Genomic DNA, 18,856 nt, shown 5'->3' on the forward strand with positions numbered 1-18,856 from the left:
GACTTGGCCTGACGCCAGCACCGTCGCAAACAAAAAACCCCACACTCCGAAAAATGTGGGGTTCGTCAGCAATCTGACCCGATCGGAAGATCGGGTTTTTTGTTTGTTGGCCGCCGCCCGCGCCAGGCGGTCAATCGGGTGCGGCTTCCCCTCCGGCGTCGTCGGCCGCCGGCGCGCTTTCGCCATTGCGCAGCGACTCCAGGAAGTGCACCACCGTCTCGGCCTCGCGCGTGCGCTTGAAGGGCGGCAGGCTCTGCCAGATCTGGCGGCCGTAGGGCTTCTCCACCAGCCTGGTATCGCAGATCACCAGCACGCCACGGTCGGATTCCGAGCGGATCAGCCGCCCCGCGCCCTGCTTGAGCGTGATCACGGCATGCGGCAGCTGATGCACGGCGAACGGGCTCAGGCCCTTCTTTTGCAGTACTTCCATGCGCGCCGCCAGCACCGGGTCGTCGGGCGGGGCGAACGGCAGCTTGTCGATGATGACCAGCGAGAGTGCCTCGCCGCGCACGTCGACGCCTTCCCAGAAGCTCTGGCTGCCCACCAGCACCGCATTGCCAAGCTCGCGGAAGCGATCCAGCAATTCGGTACGGCTGGCCTGGCCCTGCACCAGCAAGGGCAGTTCCAGGCCGCGTTCGGCAAAGGCCTCGTAAAGCAGGTCGGAGGCACGTTGCACTGCCCGCAGCGTGGTGCACAACAGGAAAGCGCGGCCGCCGGCGGCCTCGATCAGCGGCAGCGCGGTCTGCACCACGGCGTCGGTGAACTGCGGCGACTGCGGCGCCGGCAGGTCGCGCGGCACGTAGAGCAGGCCCTGGGTGGCGTAGTCGAACGGACTGGGCAACGTCAGCGACTTGTCTTTGTCCAGGCCAAGCTGGGCCGCATAGTGCGTGAAATTGCCCTTCACGGATAGCGTAGCCGAGGTGAAGATCCAGGCGCGAGGGTGCCCTTCGCGCTGGCGCGTGAAGATCGGCGCGATCGACAGTGGCGTGCGGTGCAACTGTACGGTCTGGGAGAACACCTCGACCCAGCGCACGGTTTCCGGCCCGAAGGCCGCGCTGGCCGGGGACTTTTCATCGCCCTCGACTGCGGCGGGCGGTGGCACCGCCTTGGCATCGTTGCGCCAGGCGGCCAGGCGCTGGTCGAGCTCCACCGCGCGGCGATGGCACTGCTCCAATGACTCGGCGCGTTCGGCCTGGCTTTCCAGCAGGGTCACGAATTCCGACAGCGCGGTTTCGAGCGCATCCAGCGTCTCGAAGAATGGCTTGCCGATGCGGGGATCCGCCTCGATCTGGCTCACCGCCAGGCGGGAATTGTCCCGGGTGAAGGCCAGGCGCAGGTCCCGCGCGGCGCGCTCCAGGGGGGCCGCGATCCGCACCCAGTCGGCGGCGTCCCGCGCGTGCGAGAGGCCCTCGGCCACGGTGTCCCGCGCCAGCTCCAGCAACTGGCTGGTGGACAGGCTCTCGCCGAAGAATAGCGTCGCCGTATCGGGCAACTGGTGCGCTTCGTCGAAGATCACCGTATTGGCCGCTGGCAGCAGCTCGGCCATGCCCGTGTCACGCAGCACCACGTCGGCAAAGAACAGGTGGTGGTTGACTACCACGATGTCCGCCTGCTGTGCTTCCTTGCGGGCGCGCATCACAAAGCACTCTTTGTAGCTCGGGCACTCCGTGCCCATGCAGTTGTCGCGGGTCGAGGTAACCAGCTGCCAGACCGGCGCGTTTTCCGGCACCGAGGCCAGCTCGCCCTTGTCGCCCGACGACGTGACCTTGGCAAAGCGGGCGATCTCGCGCAGCCAGGCGGCATCCTGGCGCGAAGCCAGGCGGCCCTGGATCTCGGCCCGCTCCAGGTGGTAATGGCAGAGGTAGTTGGCCCGCCCCTTTAGCAGCGCCACCGACACCGGCACGTTGAGCGCTTTACGCACCGTGGGGATATCGCGAAGGAAAAGCTGGTCCTGCAGGTTCTTGGTGCCGGTGGAGAGGATCACCTTGCCGCCCCACAGCATGGCCGGAACCAGGTAGGCGAAGGTCTTGCCCGTGCCCGTGCCGGCCTCGACGATGACCGTGTCTGCGCGCTCGATCGCCCCGGCCACGGCGGCAGCCATCTGCTCTTGCGCCGCGCGCGGGCGATAGCCTTCGATGCCGGTGGCCAGTGTCCCGGTCTCGGCAAAGATAGTGGCCAGTTGAGCGGCGTGCGAAGCCGCCGTACCGGACGGCCCGGCAGCGCTGGCCGCCGGTGCTTCGGGCGAGTCAGGCGTGTCGGGCGTAGCGGCTTGATCAGACGGATCTGACGTTACGTTGGCGGCGGGCAGGTCTTCGGAGTCGGGCAAGGCGAGGCTTTTTGGCGAGCCACTTCAAGAGCGGCCCGGGGCAAGGGGAATCGGGGAATCAGGCGGGCACGTCCGGCTCGAGCTGAAGCTGTAGCAAGGTAATCGCGTCCTTGAGCTTGAGACGGCGCTTTTTCAGTCGGCGCAGTTGCAGCTCATCGTGCGCGGCATCAGCCGCCATGCGGTCGATCAGGTAATCGAGATCGCGATGCTCGATCTGCAACTCCATGATCTGTCGCGATAAGGTATTCAGGTTGCGGTCCATGGGCTCCCCCGCTCAAAGCCGGCGCTGGGCGCCGGCGGGCCGGTACGGCAAATGACGTGGGCGCGGCCAGATGCATCGCGCCGACGTCTGGCACCGGCTATTGTCGCCGGTATTGCCCCCGGCTGTGGGCGCGGCGCTTAGCCGCTCAGAAACCGAAGGGACGTGGCGCGGACGCCTGACCCTGCTGCTCCTTGGCCTTGGCACGACGCTCGTCGACGTCTTTCTGCCGTTGCTCGGCGTCACGCTGCTTTTGCTCGTAAGCCTTGACATTTTCCTGCCGCTGCTTGGCTTGCTGCGCGCCCTGCTCCTGGGCGGCCTTGACGCGGGCATCGAAGTCGGCCTGCTTCTTGTCGTAGGCCTGGGCATTGGCGGCGCGCTGCGGCGCATCGGCCTCATGCTGCGCATCGCGCAGTTTCTGCTCTTGCTGCTTGCGCTCGTAGCTTTCGCGGCTGGCGCGCTCGTTGGCGTCGCGGCTGGGCTGTTCCGCTTCGTACTGGGCGCGCTGGATCGCCTGTTGCCGGTCACGCTCGGCCGCCTTGAATGCGCGCTCAGCGTCACCGACCTCAAGCTCCCGCTTGCGCAGCACCTGCAACTCGGCACGCTGCGCGTCCTTGGCCTTGTCGATGCAATGCGTGACAAAGAACTTGTTGTAGCAATCGTGCTCGGCCGTGCCATAGCGATAGGTGGTCCAGGCGCGCGAGTCGCTGATGGCCTTGCGCTCCGCGGCGAAATCCCGGGGCGGCGTTTGCGCCGCGCCGGCAGCGGCAGGAGGCTGCGCGGCACCAGGGGCCGCCTGCGCCTGGCCGAGCGTTGGCAGGAACAACGCCGCCAGGCCAGTGGCAAGCACGGCAAGCCGCACCTGCGCAGGCAGGAAGCGGGCCGCGCGGAGCACAGCCGGAGTGGCGAGGCGGTCGGGGAACGCGGCCGCAAAGGCGGTCGGATGTGGCTTGACGATCATGCTTGGATTCTAACATCCGCCCTGCCGGTTGCCGTGCTTGTTGCCACGCTTGTTGACATACGGGCGGGCCGGCATCCCGGCGCGGCGCCACCGCCCCCGCGGGCACCCCGGGGCCACGCAGGCAGCCCCACTCCCAAGCGCCTCGCCGCGTGGCGGCAAGCTTGTGGCAAAATGCCCCGCTTTCGACCGACTGTTTTCCTGATGTCCACTCTGCCAGCTTCCGTCATGCAAAAGATCGTGTCGCTCATCGCGGCCGAACTGTCCGTCCAACCCCGCCAGGTGGCGGCGGCCGTAGAACTGCTCGACGAAGGCGCGACCGTGCCGTTCATTGCGCGCTACCGTAAGGAAGTGACCGGCAACCTGGACGACACGCATCTGCGTAATCTGGAAGAACGCCTGCTCTATCTGCGCGAGATGGAAGAGCGCCGCGCCACCATCCTCGCCTCGATCGAGGAACAGGGCAAGCTGACGCCCGAGCTGCGCGCAGCCGTCGAAGGCGCGGAGACCAAGCAGGTCCTGGAAGACCTTTACCTGCCCTACAAGCCCAAACGCCGCACCCGCGCCCAGATCGCGCGCGAATGCGGGCTGGAACCGCTGGCGCTGGCGCTGCTGGCCGACCCCACGCTGGACCCGCAGGCCGAGGCCGCCAAGTACGTCAACGGCAACCCCACCGCCGAGGGCGGCGTGCCGGACGTCAAGGCCGCGCTGGATGGCGCGCGCGACATCCTGTCGGAACAGTTTGGCGAAACCGCCGAGCTGCTCGGCAAAGTACGCGAGCACCTGTGGAGCCATGGCCTGGTCACCTCCTCTGTGATGGAAGGCAAGGAAGGCGCGGAAGAAGAGAAATTCCGCGATTACTACGAATACAGCGAAACCATTCGCACCATTCCGTCCCACCGCGCGCTGGCGCTGTTCCGCGGCCGCAATGCGGGCGTGCTGATGGTCAAGCTCGGTCTGGGCGAGGAACAGGACGCGATGGTGCCGCACCCGTGCGAAGGCATGATCGCGCGCCATGTCGGCATCCAGAACCAGAACCGCCCGGCTGACAAGTGGCTGGCCGATGTCTGCCGCTGGTGCTGGCGCGTCAAGGTGCAGCCGCACCTGGAAACCGAGCTGCTGACCCAGCTGCGTGAAACCGCGGAAAGTGAAGCCATCAAGGTGTTCGGCCGCAACCTGCACGAACTGCTGTTGGCCGCGCCGGCGGGTCCGAAGTCCGTGATGGGCATCGACCCGGGCATCCGCACCGGCTGCAAGGTGGCCGTGGTCGACGCCACCGGCAAGCTGATCGACACCGCCACCATCTACCCGCACGAGCCGCGCCGCGACTGGAACGGCTCGCTCGCCACGCTGGCGCGCATGGCCAAGCAGCACAATGTCATGCTGGTTTCGATCGGCAACGGCACCGCCAGCCGCGAAACCGACAAGCTGGTGCTGGACCTGATGAAGGCATTGCCCGAAGCCAAGCTGACCAAGATCGTGGTCAGCGAAGCCGGCGCCTCGGTGTACTCGGCATCGGAGCTGGCCGCCAAGGAATTCCCGGACCTCGACGTGTCGATTCGCGGCGCGGTCTCGATTGCGCGGCGCCTGCAGGATCCGCTGGCGGAACTCGTCAAGATCGATCCCAAGTCGATCGGCGTGGGCCAGTACCAGCATGACGTGAACCAGCGCGAGCTGGCCCGCGCGCTGGACGCCGTGGTGGAGGATTGCGTGAACGCCGTGGGCGTGGACGTGAATACCGCCTCGGCCCCGCTGCTGGCCCGCGTGTCCGGCCTGAACACGGTGCTGGCGCGCAATATCGTCGAGTACCGCGATGCCAACGGGGCCTTCCCCAATCGCGCTGCGCTGAAGAAGGTGCCGCGACTGGGTGACAAGACGTTCGAGCAGGCCGCGGGCTTCCTGCGCGTCAACGATGGCGACAACCCGCTGGACCGCTCCTCGGTCCACCCGGAAGCCTACCCGGTGGTCAAGCGGATCCTCGACCAGATCAAGAAGGGCCTGCCGGAAGTGATGGGCAATCGCGAAGCGCTGCGTGGCCTCTCGCCGACATCCTTCACGGATGAGACCTTCGGCCTGCCGACCGTGCGCGACATCCTGTCCGAACTGGAAAAGCCCGGCCGCGACCCGCGCCCCGAGTTCAAGACCGCCACCTTCCAGGACGGCGTGGAAGACATCAAGCACCTGCAGCCGGGCATGGTGCTCGAAGGCGTGGTCACCAACGTTGCCGCGTTTGGCGCGTTCGTCGATATCGGCGTGCATCAGGACGGACTGGTCCATATCTCCGCCCTGTCCACCAAGTTCATCAAGGATGCGCACGAGGCGGTCAAGGCTGGCCAGATCGTCAAGGTCAAGGTGATGGAAGTGGACGTCAAGCGCAACCGCATTGGCCTGACCATGCGGCTGGACGACGAACCCGGCCAGGGCCCGGTCCGCGCGGGCCAGACCGACCGCGGCAACGCGCCGCGCCAGGGTCAGGGCCAGCGGCCCGGCCAGGGCAAGGGGTTCGGCGGCAATCAGCGCCGCGATGAACCGTCAGGCGCCATGGCGGCAGCCTTCGCCAAGCTCAAGCGCTGAGCCTCGCGGGACCGACGTAAAAAAGCCCCTGTGCCATGTGCACAGGGGCTTTTTTACTATCTGCGGGCCAGTGAGGCTATCCCGGCCGCTACTGCGGCATGCGAGCCGGGGGGGAGTGCCGTCAGATTTCCACCTTGGTTCCAAGCTCAACTACACGGTTGGCTGGAATCTGGAAGAAGTCCGAGGGCTTGGCACCGTTCTGATGCATCCACGCGAACAGGCTTTCACGCCACATCGACATGCCCGGCAGCTTCGACGGAATCACCGATTCGCGGGCGATGAAGAACGAGGTTTCCATCAGCTCGAACTGCATGTTGAGCTTGCGCTGGGCCAGATCCAGCACCCGCTGCACATCCGGCGTTTCCTTGAAACCGTACTCGGACTTGAGGATGAACACGCCGCCGCCAAGATCCTTGCAGGTCAGGCGATGGTCATCGTCCACATAGGGCACGTCGCGCGTGACGAAGCTCAGGAACACCACGCGCTCATGCAGCACGCGGTTGTGCTTGAGGTTGTGAAGCAGCGAAACCGGTACGGACTCGGTGTTGCCGGTCAGGAACACGGCCGTGCCTTCGACCCGATGCGGCGGGTGCGCCAGCAGGCCACCGATAAACGGCTCGAGCGGAATGCCATCTTCCAGGCTGCGTGCGCGCAGCAGCTTGCGCCCGCTGTGCCAGGTCATCAGCAGGAAGAAGGCGGTGCCGCCCATCAGCAGCGGGAACCAGCCGCCCTCGGCGATCTTGAGCAGGTTGGCCGAGAAAAACGCCAGGTCAACCAGCAGGAAGGTCAGGCCGATCAGGGTCACCAGGATCGGGTTCCACTTCCACACGTTGCGCATGACCACGGCGGCCAGGAACGTGGTGATCACCATGGTGGTCGTCACCGCGATACCGTAGGCGGCCGCCAGGTTGTCGGACTTCTTGAAGGCCACCACCACGATCACCACCAGCACCAGCAGGAGCCAGTTGATGACCGGCAGGTAGATCTGGCCGATTTCAGCGTCCGAGGTATAGCGGATGCGCATGCGCGGCACAAAGCCCAGCTGGATAGCCTGGCTGGTCAGCGAGAAAGCACCGGAGATGACAGCCTGCGAGGCGATCACCGTGGCAAAGGTGGCCAGCAACACCATCGGCAGCAGCAAGGGTTGCGGCACCATCAGGTAAAACGGGTTGCTGATGGCTTCGGGGTTCTGCAGCAGCATCGCGCCCTGCCCGAAGTAGTTCAGCATCAGGCAAGGCATCACCACCGCGAACCAGCCCGTGCGGATCGGCCGGATGCCAAAGTGACCCATATCGGCGTACAGCGCTTCCGCGCCGGTCAGCACCAGGAACACCGAGCCAAGCACCACAAAGGCCTGCAGCGAATGCTCCATCAGGAAGGTGACCGCGTAGTACGGGTTGACCGCCATCAGGATCGAGGGCACATGCATCATGTGGTAGGCGCCCAGCGCGCCTAGCGCGGCGAACCACACCATCATGATGGGCCCGAACAGCTTGCCCACCGCGGCGGTGCCGCTGCGCTGGATCATGAACAAGGCCACCAGGATCACCAGCGTGATCGGTATGACGAAGTGCGACAGCCCGGGCGCGGCGATCTCCAGGCCCTCCACCGCGGACAGGACCGAGATCGCCGGGGTGATCACCGCGTCGCCATAGAACATGCAGGCGCCGAAGATGCCGAACATCATCAGCAGCTTTGCCATGCGCGAGCGCGGTGCCGCGGTACGCAGCGCCAGCGCCATCAGGGCCAGGATGCCACCCTCGCCGTCGTTGTCGGCGCGCATGACGAACATCACGTACTTGAGCGAAACCACGATGATCATCGCCCAGAACAACATGGAGATGATCCCCATGACGGCGGCGTCGCTAAATGGGATGCCGTGCTCGGTGCTGAAGCACTCCTTCAGGGCGTACAACGGGCTGGTACCGATATCGCCGAAGACGACGCCGATCGCCCCGATCACCAGCGCACGCTTGCTGGGACTTTCGACGAAATAATGACTGGATGCGGGCTGGGTCATGGATAAGGGTAAGGTTGAAAGGCTCGCGCAACGGCATCGGCGCACGGATATGTGCGCCTGAGATGGCGCAACGGCACCGCGCCGCTATTGCATTGCACAAACGCGCGCCATTCTAGATGAAGTGCCGGGTGACGACCACTAGGGAGCATCCCGCCTTGAGGAACCTGCCTCGTGCTGGTGACGTGGCAAGCATGCGAGGGAAGTCCCGCCCGGTCAAGCGCTTGCGCGGGGTGGACCACCAAATCGCCCACGAATAGGGGGATACGCACGTTGCTGCACCGCCACAAACTGTGCACATTTAGTCACAATTGAACATGGATCGTGTGCGGATCAAACGCCAAGATAGCGATCCAGCAAGCCGGGTTGCACCGCCAGTTCGGCCGCAGGCCCGTTCATGACGACCATGCCCTTCTCCAGCACCACCACGCGATCGGCATTGGCCAGCACCGTGCGGTAGTTGCGATCCACCACCACGGATGCAATGCCGGTGGCGCGCACGGTGGCAATGACCTGCCAGATCTCGGCGACAATGCGTGGCGCCAGGCCTTCGGTCGCCTCATCGAGGATCAGGCAGTCCGGGTTGGTCATCAGGGCCCTGCCGATCGACAGCATCTGCTGCTCGCCGCCGGACAGTTGCTGCCCACCGTGGCCAAGGCGCTCCTTGAGGCGCGGGAACAGGTCCAGCACCCTTGCCTCGTCCCAGTCCATCCGGCCAGACGGCCCTTTGCGCGCCGCCATCAAGAGGTTCTCGCGCACTGAGAGATTGGGGAAGATGCCCCGTCCTTCGGGCACATAGGCCACGCCCAGGCGTGCCACTTCATACGGCTGCGCACGGGAGACGTCGCGCCCGCCGGCGAGGATGGTGCCCTCGCGCTGCCGCACATGGCCCAGGAGAGTACGCAGCAGCGTGCTCTTGCCCATGCCGTTGCGCCCCAGCAAGCCCACGGTCTCGCCCGTGCCGACGCTGAAATCGATCCCGCGCAGGACGTGGCTGCTGCCATACCAGGCATGGACGCCGCGTGCGGCAATCATCTCGCTTGGCGCGCTCATGCTGCCTGCTCCCTATGCAGGGCCGCCTGGTGGGAGGCTGCCCCCTCCTCGTCCTTCTCAGCCTCCTCGCCCAGGTAAGCCTGCTGGACTTCGCGATTGACGCGGATCGCTTCGGGATCGCCAGAGGCGATCACAGTGCCGTTGACCATCACCGTGATCCGGTCCGCCACGGAGAACACCGCCTCCATGTCGTGCTCGACCAGCAGCACCGCGTGGCCATCGCGCAGCGAACGCAGCAGCGCAAGCATGCGTGCCGACTCCTCCGCGCCCATGCCGGCCAAAGGCTCATCCAGCAGCAGCACGGTGGGCTGGGTGGCCAGGCACATCGCCACCTCGAGCTGGCGCTTCTGGCCATGCGACAGCGCCGTGGCAACGGTATCCGCGCAGCCTGCCAGGCCGGCGCACTCCAAGGCTTCGTCGCCCAGCGCGCGGCTGGTGCGGCATCGCTGCGCGCCCTCCCACAGCCGCCAGGCCCGCTGCGCGCGCGACTGTGCCGCCAAGCGGCAGTTCTCGCGCACCGTCAGCGGCAGGAAGATATTGTTGCGCTGGTAGCTGCGGCCCACGCCTTCGCGCGCCAGGCGCGGCTGCGACCAGCCGGTCACGTCGCGCCCCTGCAATTGCAGCGCGCCAGACGATGGCGGCAGCTCGCCCGACAACATATTGATCAGCGTGGACTTGCCCGCGCCATTGGTGCCGATCACCGCGTGGATCTCATGCAAGGCCAGGTCCAGGTCCACGTCGCCCACCGCGGTGAGGCCGCCAAAGCGGCGAGTCAGCTTGCGGGCCGACAGGACCGGCGCAGGTACGACAGGTACAGGTGCGTTCATCGTGATCCTCCTTGGCGCCGGCGCGCGGCACCACGGGCCAGGCTGATCAGCCCATGCGGCAGCAAAGCCACCGCCAGGATGACAAAGCCGCCCATCAGCAACTGCCAGTGCTTGGTCAGCGTGCTGAACCACTCCGCGAGCAAGACGAAGGAGAAGGCCCCCAGCACCGCGCCCGCCAGGCTGCCGGCCCCGCCCAGGATCACCATCAGCATGGCGTTGCCGGACTGGTGCCAGGATGCGATCTCCGGATTGACGAAGCCGTACTGGATGGCATACAGGTAGCCGGCCAGGCCGGCAAAGGTGCCGGCCACCACGAAGGCGCCAAGCTGGTAGCGATAGGTGGCATAACCGGCAGCACGCATGCGCTGCTCGTTATGCTTGATGCCCACCAGCGCATGGCCGAAGCGCGAGCGCAGCACCACCGCCAGCCCGGCCACCGTGAGCACCAGCGCGCCAAGCACCAGCCAGTAGAAATGCGTGACGTCGTTGACGTCGAACGGGTGCGCCCCCAACAAGCCGAACTCCGGTCGGAAATAGATATAGGTACCGTCGCTGCCGCCCGCGATCTTGGTGTCGTGAAAGACGAAATACACCATCTGCGCGAATGCCAGCGTGACCATGATGAAATAGATGCCACGCGTGCGCAGCACCAGCGCGCCCACCACCAGCGCCAGCAGCGCGGCCGCGCCAAGCGCGCCCATCAGCAAAAGCCAGCCGTTGCCCGGACCGGCCTGCGGCGCCATCATCGCGGTGGCGTAGGCGGCCATGGCAAAGTAAGCCGCATGGCCCAAGCTGACCAGCCCGGTGTAGCCGATCAGCAACTGCAGCGACAGCGCGAAGATGGCCATGATCATGACCTTGCTGACCAGCTCGATGTAAAAACGCTGCCCGTCCGAGTTCAGCAGTAGCGGCAGCACTGCCAGCACCGCAAACGCGGCCAGCCAGCCCAGGCCGCCCAGCCAGGGCATGGGCTGGCTGCGCGCGCGCGCCGGCCCCTCCAATGCATTGGTATCGCTTGGCATATCCCTACCCCGCCTTGAACAAGCCCTGGGGTTTCCAGAGCAGGATGAGTGCCATCAGCAGGTAGACCAGCACGCCGGAGGCCTCCTGCCAGAACACCTTGCCGAACGTATCGACGAAACCCAGCAGCAGCGAGGCCACCATGGCCCCCTTGACCGAGCCGATGCCACCGATCACCACCACCACGAAGCACACGATCAGCACCTGGCTGCCCATGCCCGGATAGACCGAGGACACCGGCGCGGCGATCATGCCGGCCAGCACCGCCAGGGCCACGCCCAGCGCAAACACGAAGCGGTACAGCACCGTGACGTTGATGCCCAGCGACTGCACCATCTCGCGATTGGTGGCGCCGGCGCGAATCATCATGCCAAGGCGCGTGCGGCGGATGACCAGGTACATGGCCGCGGCCACCAGCAGGCAGATCGCGGAGATAAACAGGCGATAGACCGGATAGGTCATGTCATTGCCGATCGGCAGGGCCCAGTCGAGCATGGCCGGCACGGTCACGCCATGTACGTCGTCGTCCACCAGGATGCTGCGCAGTTCCTCGAACACAAGGATGAGCCCGTAGGTCATCAGCACCTGCTGCAGATGCTCGCGCTCGTAGAGATAGCTGAAGAACACCCACTCCAGCACGTAGCCGAACGCCACCGCCAGCACGATGCCCAGCGGAATGGCGATCAGCAGGCTGCCGGTCAGCCCGGCCAGCGTGAAAGCCAGGTAGGCGCCCAGCATGTAGAAGCTGCCGTGGGCGAGGTTGATCACGCCCATGATGCCGAAGATCAACGTCAGGCCGCTCGCGACAAGAAAGAGCAATAGGCCGTACTGGATGCTATTGAGGCACTGAATGAAGAAGGAAACGATATCCATGGATATCCATGCGGCAAAGCGGCAACTCGGTTGCGGTATGCGGCCCGGCTGGCGCCGGGCCGGACTTCGGCACGGCGCCTTGGCGGCGGCGGGCCACGGCGACTACCCGCTCAGAGCCGGCAGCCGCGCGCCGGATCGGCCAACGCCTTCACTGCAACGGCGCCCAGCTTGTTCTCCCGGCCATCGACTTTGCGCAGGTAGAAATCCTGCACCGGATTGTGGGCCTTCGAGAGCGTGAAAGTCCCGCGCGGGCTATCGACCTTGGTCTGCTCCATCGCCTTGATGACCTCGGCCTTCTTGCTCATGTCGCCCTTGACCGCGCCGGCGCCTGCGGCCAGCAACTGCGCGGCGTCGTAGCCCTGCACGGCGTACACGTCGGGCTGCAGCTTGTAGGCCTTGGCGTATTCCAGGCGGAAGCTCTTGTCGCGCGGGTTGGGCAGGCCATCGGCATAGTGCAGCGTGGTTTCGATGCCTTGCGCCGCGGCGCCCTGTGCTTCCAGCGTGCCGTCGGTGAGGAAGCCCGACGCGTAGAGCGGAATCTTGTCCTTGAGGCCCGCCGCGGCCCAGTCCTTGACGAATTTCACGGCGCCGCCGCCGGCGAAGAACACGAAGACCGCATCGGGCTTGATCGATGCGACCTCGGTGATCAACGCCTGGAATTCCACGTTGGGGAACGGCAGGCTCAACTCCTTCACCACCTTGCCGCCCTTGGCCTCGAAGGCTTCCTTGAAGCCCTTGACCGACTGCTCGCCGGCCGCGTATTTCCACGTCAGCGTGACCACCTTCTTCATGCCGCGCTCGGCCAGCACATGGCCCATGGCGTAGCCCGGCTGCCAGTTCGAAAACGAGGAGCGGAAGATATTGGGGCCGCACAGCGGGCCGGTGGCTTCATCCACACCCGCATTGGGAATGATCAGCAGCGTGTTGTTTTCCTTGGCCACCTTGACGATGCCCATCTGCACGCCCGAGTGCACCGTGCCCACCACCACGTCGACCTGGTCGCGCTTGATCAGCTTGGTGGCGTTCTCCGGCGACTTGGCCGGATCGGACTCGTCGTCCACCTTGAAGTACTCGATCTCACGCCCGCCCAGCTTGCCGCCCTGCTCCTGCACGTACATCTTGAAGCCATTCTCGATGGCGTTGCCCAGCGACGCATAGGTGCCCGTGTAAGGCAGCATGAAGCCAACCTTGATCTTGCCGGTGCCCTGGGCATTGGCGCCCGCGGCAAAGGCAAGGGATGCAGCGATGGCTAGGCATGCGGGGGCCAGCCCGCGCGATGTGAAGCGATGCATGGATGTCTCCTGGTGGTCAAGCCGACTTCCGTCGCCTGGGCCGGCATCGCCAGCCTGCGGGACTCCCATCCGTGCGCGGCATTCGCAGACCTCGCGAGCTGCCGGACGGGGGGGGAACTGCAGGCCAACGCGCAGGGGGCGCGGAATTATTTTAGGTATGAAGTATGTGCCGTTATAAACCTGACTGCCGCGTCCGTCAACGGCCCGGGCTGGTCGCGGTGAGGCGAGTGGCCGCATCGCGGGAGTTTAAGCAGGACGGTTTGTGGCGCATATCGATGGATACCCTCAATCTGCGCCATGGTGCCGTATTCATCGTCCTCGCCTTGCACCGCCAGCACGGGACATTGGATCTGCGACAGCAGCGGATGCAGGTCGAAGGCGCGGAACGCGGGATCGAGCCAGATATCGTTCCAACCCCAGAAGGCGGAATCCACATCGTCGTGATGGCGCGCCAGCTTGCTGCGCAGGTCCGCCTGCAGATAGGCCTCGCGGGCGGCCCGGATGCTGCTCACCGAGATATCCTCCACCAGGATGTGCGGCGCCAGCACGGTGATGCCATCGACCGCCTGAGGGAAACTCGCGGCATGTATCAGCGCGATCGAGCCGCCGTCGCTGTGGCCGAACAGCCAAGGCTTGCCACGTTTGCGTCCCGGCCCGATCTCGAGTGTGTCGAACAGCGCCGGCAGTGCCTCGCGCGCCTGGCGATGCATGTAGTCGACGCCCCACTTTTCCGGGGCGGGACGCGGGGTGGAGCGCCCATAGCCATAACGCGACAGCACCAGCCCGCGAAAGTCTCCAGCCTCGCACAGCGCGGCGGGATAGTCGCGCCACATACTGATCGAACCCAGCCCCTCGTGCAGGAAGACCACCAGCGGGCGCTCCTGCCGCTGCGGCCGCAGCCACTGGATCTCGATCTGGATACGGCGGCCGTCGAACGGAATTTCCACCAATTCGCTTTGCATGCCCTTGCCCTTCATCATCGGTCTGTCGTCGCCGGCACGATTGCCGGCTCCGGAGCCGCGCCATCGGCAGCCGCGTGCGCAGCCTCCTCTCGCTGGCGCAGCCGGAAGCGCTGGATCTTGCCGGTGGCCGTCTTCGGCAGTTCAGCCACGCACTCGATCTGGCGCGGATACTTGTACGGGGCCAGCCGCGACTTGACGAACGCCTGCAGCTCGGCCGCCATGCCCTCATGCCAGGACTGGCCGGGGCGCAGCACCACGAAGGCTTTCGGCTTGACCAGTTCGTCGGCATCGGCCACGCCGATCACCGCTGCCTCCAGCACGGCCGGATGCAAGGCCAGCACGGCCTCGACCTCGAATGGCGATACATAGATGCCGCCCACCTTGAGCATATCGTCGCTGCGCCCGGCGTAGATGAAATAGCCATCCGCATCCTGCTGGTACTTGTCGCCGCTGCGGGTCCATTCGCCCACGAAGGTGTCGCGGGTCTTGTCGCGGTTGCCCCAGTACATCAGCGCGGCGCTCGGGCCCTTGATAAAGAGGTCGCCAATCTCGCCCTGCGCGCAGGGCTGGCCCGCTTCATCCAGCAGCCTCAGCGCGTAGCCGGGCACCGGCTTGCCGGTGGTGCCGTAGCGCACGTCGCCGGGACGGTTCGACAGGAAGATGTGCAACATCTCGGTGGAGCCAATGCCGTCGAGGATGTCGCAGCCAAAATGCGCGCGGAAACGATCACCGATATCCTTGGGCAGTGCCTCGCCCGCCGACGTGCAAACGCGCAGCGCAACCTCCGGCCGACGCGGCAGGTCGCCCGCGGCCAGCATGCCGGCATATAACGTGGGCACGCCGCAGAAAACCGTCGGGCGCTGCTCGCGCAGCCGGCGGAACACCGCTTGCGGCGTGGGACGTTCGGCCATCAACACGGTGGTGGCGCCAACGGCAAGCGGAAACGTCAGCGCATTGCCCAGGCCGTAGGCGAAGAACAGCTTCGCCGCGGAAAAAACCACGTCGTCTTCACGCAGGCCAAGCACCTGGCGCGCATAGAGATCGGCGGTATGGAACAGGTTGCCATGCGTGTGCACGGTGCCCTTTGGGCGCCCCGTGGAACCGGACGAATACAGCCAGAAGGCGATGTCGTCCGGCCGCGTGGCGGCAGCGCCCTCCAGCGGCATGCCCTGCCCGGCCATCTCGGCCACGCTCGGCCCCGGGCCGGCACTGCCGGCATCCGGTGCGGCGAGGATCAGCGCGGGCGCGGTGCCAGCTTTGCCGATGGCATCGCGCATGACGCTGGCCAGCGGTGCCGAGACCACGACCGCGCGCGCGCCGCTGTGGTCCAGCATGTAGGCGTAGTCGTCGACGGTCAGCAGCGTGTTGACGGCCACGGGCACCACGCCGGCGAGCAGGCAGCCGAGGAACACCGTGGGGAAATCGATGGTGTCCAGCGCGCACAGCAGCAGGCGCTCCTCGGGGCGGATCCCGGCATGCAGCAGGGCGGCGGCAAAGCGCCGGCATCGCTGGTCCAGCGCGGCAAAGCTGAGCAGGCCGGCATCGTCCACATAGGCGACCTTGTCGGCGCGGCCTGCCGCCAGGTTGCGCGACAGCAAGTCGGCGGCGGCGTTGTAGCGGGCCGGCAGTACGGAAATGGCCGCCGCTGTAGCGGCATGAGTCGCATCGGCCGCCGGGGACGGGGATGCAATGGGGGGCGTCATGTCTCCACTCCTCGATGCCGTCCCCGGGGTCGCACTTCGCCGTGGGAACGGAGTCAGGTTTGTCGTGATTTTTTGTTTTTTCTTGACCTGCATTTGTCGATGCATTTTATTGCATATCGCCTATTATGCAAGCAGAGAAATGCACTATATGACACGAAGGCCGCGTCCCTTATAATCGCAACCCCGATCCTGGCCCCAACCGCTCCCATTCCCTATCCAAACCCGCCCGCCATGCGCCGCGACCCAGACCCACTGCTGGCCCCCGATTCCTCCGACGCCCGCCCTGCCGGCGAGCGCGATCCCTACCTGACGCAACTCGGCGAGCGCATCCGCTCGCTGCGCGCGGCGCGGGGCATGTCGCGCAAGGACCTCGCGCGCGGCGCGGAGGTGTCCGAGCGCTACCTCGCCAACCTGGAGACCGGCACCGGCAATGCGTCCGTGCTGCTGCTGCGCCAGGTGGCGCGCGCGCTGGATGTGCCGCTGCCGGTGGTGCTGGCGGAGATGGAGACCCAGCACGCTGCTGGTGGCCAGCCTGCCTCGGAGTTCTCGCAGCTGGTGCAGTGGCTGGCGCAACTGCCCGCGGCCGACCTGTCACGCGTGCGCGAGGCTTGCCGCCATGCCCTGGCGCCCTCCGCCTCCCATGACGCGCGCCATCGCCGCATTACGCTGATCGGGCTGCGCGGCGCCGGCAAATCCACACTCGGGCGGGCGCTGGCCGCGGCCATGGAAGTGCCCTTCGTCGAGCTCAACGGTGTCATAGAGCAGGAAGCCGGTGCCAGCCTGGCCGAAATCCACTCCCTCTACGGGCAGGCCGCCTACCGCCGCTACGAGATGCGCGCACTTGAACGCGTGCTGCGGGAGAACGACCGCATGGTGCTGGCCACACCCGGGAGCCTGGTCTCGGAGCCCTCCACCTTCAACCTGCTGCTGGCACGCTGCTACACAGTCTGGGTAAAGACCTCGCCCGAGGAACACATGGCACGAGTGGTAGCGCAGGGCGACATGCGCCCGATGGAAGGCAACCGTGAAGCCATGGACGATCTGCGCCGGATCCTGCTGGCGCGCACTCCGCTGTACTCCCGCGCGGACGTGACGATCGACACCAGCGGCCAGGATCCCACCACCTCCCTGCAGGCTTTGCGCGCCCATCTTCGCGTGATTGGCGCGTGATTGGTACCTGTTTGGCGCCTGAACATCGAGCAAGGATTGCGTCGGCCAGATTTGTGCACTATATTTCATCGCAAGGGATGATCGACAATATAATGCATAAAGGAGACCACGATGTCCGCCCCGGCCACTCCCACCGCCACCGCCACCACGATTGAGCAAGCCCCCGTCACCTTTGAGCGCGACCCCGCGCAATACCGCCACTGGAAACTGACGTTCGCGGGCCCGGTGGCCACGCTGTCCATGGATGTCGACGAAGACGGCGGCCTGCGCCCCGGCTATGCCCTCAAGCTGAACTCCTACGACCTCGGCGTGGACATCGAACTGCACGACGCCGTGCAGCGCATCCGCTTCGAGCACCCGGAAGTGCGCACCGTGGTCCTCACCAGCGCCAAGGACCGCATTTTCTGCTCAGGCGCCAACATCTTCATGCTCGGCAAGTCATCGCACGCCTGGAAGGTGAACTTCTGCAAGTTCACCAACGAAACCCGCAATGGCATCGAGGACGCCAGCCGCCACTCTGGCCTGAAGTTCATCGCGGCCTGCAACGGCACCACCGCCGGCGGCGGCTATGAACTGGCCCTGGCCTGTGACGAGATCGTGCTGGTCGACGACCGTTCCTCCGCCGTCAGCCTGCCCGAAGTGCCGCTGCTGGGCGTGCTGCCTGGCACCGGCGGGCTCACGCGCATCACCGACAAGCGCCGGGTGCGGCGCGACCACGCCGACATCTTCTGCACCACCACCGAGGGCGTGCGTGGGCAGCGGGCGCACGACTGGAAACTGGTCGATGCCGTGGTCAAGCCGGCGCGCTTCGCGGAACATGTGCAACAGCGCGCGCTTGCGCTTGCCGCGCAGAGCGACCGGCCCGCCGGCCAGGATGGCGTGAAGCTCACGCCACTGTCGCGCAGCCAGGATGCGCACGGATACCGCTATGAAACGGTCCAGGTGCATATCGACCCGCATGCCCGCAAGGCCACGCTGACGGTCTTCGGCCCGACCAAGCACCAGCCGCAGGCGCTGGCCGCGATCCTTGCCGCCGGCGCCGACTGGTGGCCGCTGAAGATGGCGCGCGAGCTCGACGACGCCATCCTCACGCTGCGCGCCAACCATCTCGACATTGGCATGTGGATCCTCAAGACCGAAGGCGATCCCCATCAGGTGCTGGCCACCGATGCGCTGCTGGATGCGCATGCCGGGCACTGGTTCGTGCGCGAAACCATCGGCATGCTGCGCCGCACGCTGGCGCGCCTGGAGGTGTCGTCGCGCACGCTGTTTGCGCTGATCGAGCCGGACTCCTGCTTTGCCGGCACGTTGCTAGAGCTGGCCCTGGCCGCCGACCGCAGCTACATGCTGCACCTGCCCGACGCGCCGGACGATGCACCGCGCGTGTTCGCCAGCGCCGCCAACTTCGGCCGCTATCCGGCCGTCAACGGGCTGACCCGGCTGGCCGCGCGTTTCTACCAGGACGAGGTGGCGGTCCAGGCCGTGCAGGACCATATCGGCGCGCCGCTCGACGCCATCAACGCCGCCTCGCTCGGCCTCGTCACCGCCACGCCCGACGACATCGACTGGGAAGACGAGATCCGCATTGCCATCGAGGAGCGCGCCAGCCTGTCGCCGGACGCCTTGACGGGACTCGAAGCCAACCTGCGCTTCGGGCCGGTGGAGACCATGGAGACCCGCATCTTTGGCCGCCTCACCGCCTGGCAGAACTGGATCTTCAACCGGCCAAATGCGGTGGGCGAGCAAGGCGCGCTCAAGGTGTTCGGCTCGGGCAACAAGGCCCGCTTCGACTGGGACCGCGTCTGAGCCCGTTTGCCCATCC

14 protein-coding genes are annotated in these 18,856 nt (G+C 66.0%); 3 read left to right on the forward strand and 11 right to left on the reverse strand.

Annotated features, from left to right (window positions below):
- Positions 1–130: 130 nt before the first annotated feature.
- The 3 genes from yoaA to AC07XB_RS22190 form a co-directional block, all read right to left on the reverse strand.
- Positions 131–2,308, reverse strand: coding sequence for a DNA repair helicase YoaA (gene yoaA / locus AC07XB_RS22180; protein ID WP_492827026.1), 2,178 nt, complete (start codon positions 2,306–2,308; stop codon positions 131–133).
- 76 nt (positions 2,309–2,384) lie between these two features.
- Positions 2,385–2,588, reverse strand: coding sequence for a DUF465 domain-containing protein (locus AC07XB_RS22185; protein ID WP_150987726.1), 204 nt, complete (start codon positions 2,586–2,588; stop codon positions 2,385–2,387).
- A 145-nt stretch (positions 2,589–2,733) separates the two neighbouring features.
- Entirely contained in the window at positions 2,734–3,546 is an 813-nt protein-coding gene (locus tag AC07XB_RS22190) for a hypothetical protein (RefSeq protein WP_492826782.1), read from the reverse strand.
- A 201-nt stretch (positions 3,547–3,747) separates the two neighbouring features.
- Between AC07XB_RS22190 and AC07XB_RS22195 the strand changes: the two genes are divergently transcribed.
- Positions 3,748–6,117, forward strand: a complete 2,370-nt coding sequence (locus AC07XB_RS22195) for a Tex family protein (RefSeq protein WP_492372786.1) — start codon at positions 3,748–3,750, stop codon at positions 6,115–6,117.
- 121 nt (positions 6,118–6,238) lie between these two features.
- Here the strand turns inward: AC07XB_RS22195 and AC07XB_RS22200 are convergent, their stop codons facing one another.
- From AC07XB_RS22200 to AC07XB_RS22235, 8 genes are all read right to left on the reverse strand, one after another.
- Complete coding sequence (locus tag AC07XB_RS22200) at positions 6,239–8,137, reverse strand: potassium transporter Kup (RefSeq protein ID WP_492372785.1); 1,899 nt, start codon at positions 8,135–8,137, stop codon at positions 6,239–6,241.
- A gap of 330 nt (positions 8,138–8,467) precedes the next feature.
- The gene (locus tag AC07XB_RS22205; RefSeq protein ID WP_492807656.1) at positions 8,468–9,187 is read right to left on the reverse strand and encodes an ABC transporter ATP-binding protein; all 720 of its coding nucleotides are present in this window, start codon (positions 9,185–9,187) and stop codon (positions 8,468–8,470) included.
- On the reverse strand, positions 9,184–10,014 hold the full coding sequence (locus AC07XB_RS22210; protein WP_492372783.1) for an ABC transporter ATP-binding protein: 831 nt from the start codon (positions 10,012–10,014) through the stop codon (positions 9,184–9,186). Before AC07XB_RS22210 ends, AC07XB_RS22205 begins: the two co-directional genes overlap by 4 nt.
- The gene (locus AC07XB_RS22215; RefSeq protein WP_492372842.1) at positions 10,011–10,982 is read right to left on the reverse strand and encodes a branched-chain amino acid ABC transporter permease; all 972 of its coding nucleotides are present in this window, start codon (positions 10,980–10,982) and stop codon (positions 10,011–10,013) included. The genes AC07XB_RS22210 and AC07XB_RS22215 overlap by 4 nt, the downstream gene beginning before the upstream one ends.
- A 58-nt stretch (positions 10,983–11,040) precedes the next feature.
- Positions 11,041–11,907: a branched-chain amino acid ABC transporter permease gene (locus AC07XB_RS22220; protein ID WP_150987739.1), complete on the reverse strand. Its 867-nt coding sequence runs from the start codon at positions 11,905–11,907 to the stop codon at positions 11,041–11,043.
- A gap of 110 nt (positions 11,908–12,017) precedes the next feature.
- The gene (locus tag AC07XB_RS22225; protein WP_183030966.1) at positions 12,018–13,199 is read right to left on the reverse strand and encodes an ABC transporter substrate-binding protein; all 1,182 of its coding nucleotides are present in this window, start codon (positions 13,197–13,199) and stop codon (positions 12,018–12,020) included.
- 146 nt (positions 13,200–13,345) lie between these two features.
- Positions 13,346–14,161 (reverse strand): alpha/beta fold hydrolase, encoded by an 816-nt coding sequence (locus AC07XB_RS22230; protein ID WP_492372841.1) that lies wholly within the window; start codon positions 14,159–14,161, stop codon positions 13,346–13,348.
- Positions 14,162–14,175: 14 nt separating this feature from the next.
- Entirely contained in the window at positions 14,176–15,864 is a 1,689-nt protein-coding gene (locus AC07XB_RS22235) for a benzoate-CoA ligase family protein (protein WP_492826784.1), read from the reverse strand.
- Between the two features lie 231 nt (positions 15,865–16,095).
- Between AC07XB_RS22235 and AC07XB_RS22240 the strand changes: the two genes are divergently transcribed.
- Both AC07XB_RS22240 and boxC read left to right on the forward strand, forming a co-directional pair.
- Positions 16,096–17,034, forward strand: coding sequence for a helix-turn-helix transcriptional regulator (locus tag AC07XB_RS22240; RefSeq protein ID WP_492372781.1), 939 nt, complete (start codon positions 16,096–16,098; stop codon positions 17,032–17,034).
- 111 nt (positions 17,035–17,145) lie between these two features.
- Positions 17,146–18,840, forward strand: a complete 1,695-nt coding sequence (boxC, locus tag AC07XB_RS22245; RefSeq protein WP_492826786.1) for a 2,3-epoxybenzoyl-CoA dihydrolase — start codon at positions 17,146–17,148, stop codon at positions 18,838–18,840.
- The last annotated feature ends 16 nt before the right edge of the window (positions 18,841–18,856 follow it).

It is taken from the genome of Cupriavidus sp. GW821-FHT02F09 (assembly GCF_059421605.1).

Bases quoted from the DNA above. Each gene is read 5' to 3' on its own strand.
- AC07XB_RS22185 (WP_150987726.1), bottom strand. From the start codon at position 2,588: ATGGACCGCAACCTGAATACCTTATCGCGACAGATCATGGAGTTGCAG.
- AC07XB_RS22190 (WP_492826782.1), bottom strand. From the start codon at position 3,546: ATGATCGTCAAGCCACATCCGACCGCCTTTGCGGCCGCGTTCCCCGAC.
- AC07XB_RS22195 (WP_492372786.1), top strand. From the start codon at position 3,748: ATGTCCACTCTGCCAGCTTCCGTCATGCAAAAGATCGTGTCGCTCATC.
- AC07XB_RS22200 (WP_492372785.1), bottom strand. From the start codon at position 8,137: ATGACCCAGCCCGCATCCAGTCATTATTTCGTCGAAAGTCCCAGCAAG.
- AC07XB_RS22205 (WP_492807656.1), bottom strand. From the start codon at position 9,187: ATGAGCGCGCCAAGCGAGATGATTGCCGCACGCGGCGTCCATGCCTGG.
- AC07XB_RS22210 (WP_492372783.1), bottom strand. From the start codon at position 10,014: ATGAACGCACCTGTACCTGTCGTACCTGCGCCGGTCCTGTCGGCCCGC.
- AC07XB_RS22215 (WP_492372842.1), bottom strand. From the start codon at position 10,982: ATGCCCTGGCTGGGCGGCCTGGGCTGGCTGGCCGCGTTTGCGGTGCTG.
- AC07XB_RS22220 (WP_150987739.1), bottom strand. From the start codon at position 11,907: ATGGATATCGTTTCCTTCTTCATTCAGTGCCTCAATAGCATCCAGTAC.
- AC07XB_RS22225 (WP_183030966.1), bottom strand. From the start codon at position 13,199: ATGCATCGCTTCACATCGCGCGGGCTGGCCCCCGCATGCCTAGCCATC.
- AC07XB_RS22230 (WP_492372841.1), bottom strand. From the start codon at position 14,161: ATGCAAAGCGAATTGGTGGAAATTCCGTTCGACGGCCGCCGTATCCAG.
- AC07XB_RS22235 (WP_492826784.1), bottom strand. From the start codon at position 15,864: ATGACGCCCCCCATTGCATCCCCGTCCCCGGCGGCCGATGCGACTCAT.
- AC07XB_RS22240 (WP_492372781.1), top strand. From the start codon at position 16,096: ATGCGCCGCGACCCAGACCCACTGCTGGCCCCCGATTCCTCCGACGCC.
- boxC (WP_492826786.1), top strand. From the start codon at position 17,146: ATGTCCGCCCCGGCCACTCCCACCGCCACCGCCACCACGATTGAGCAA.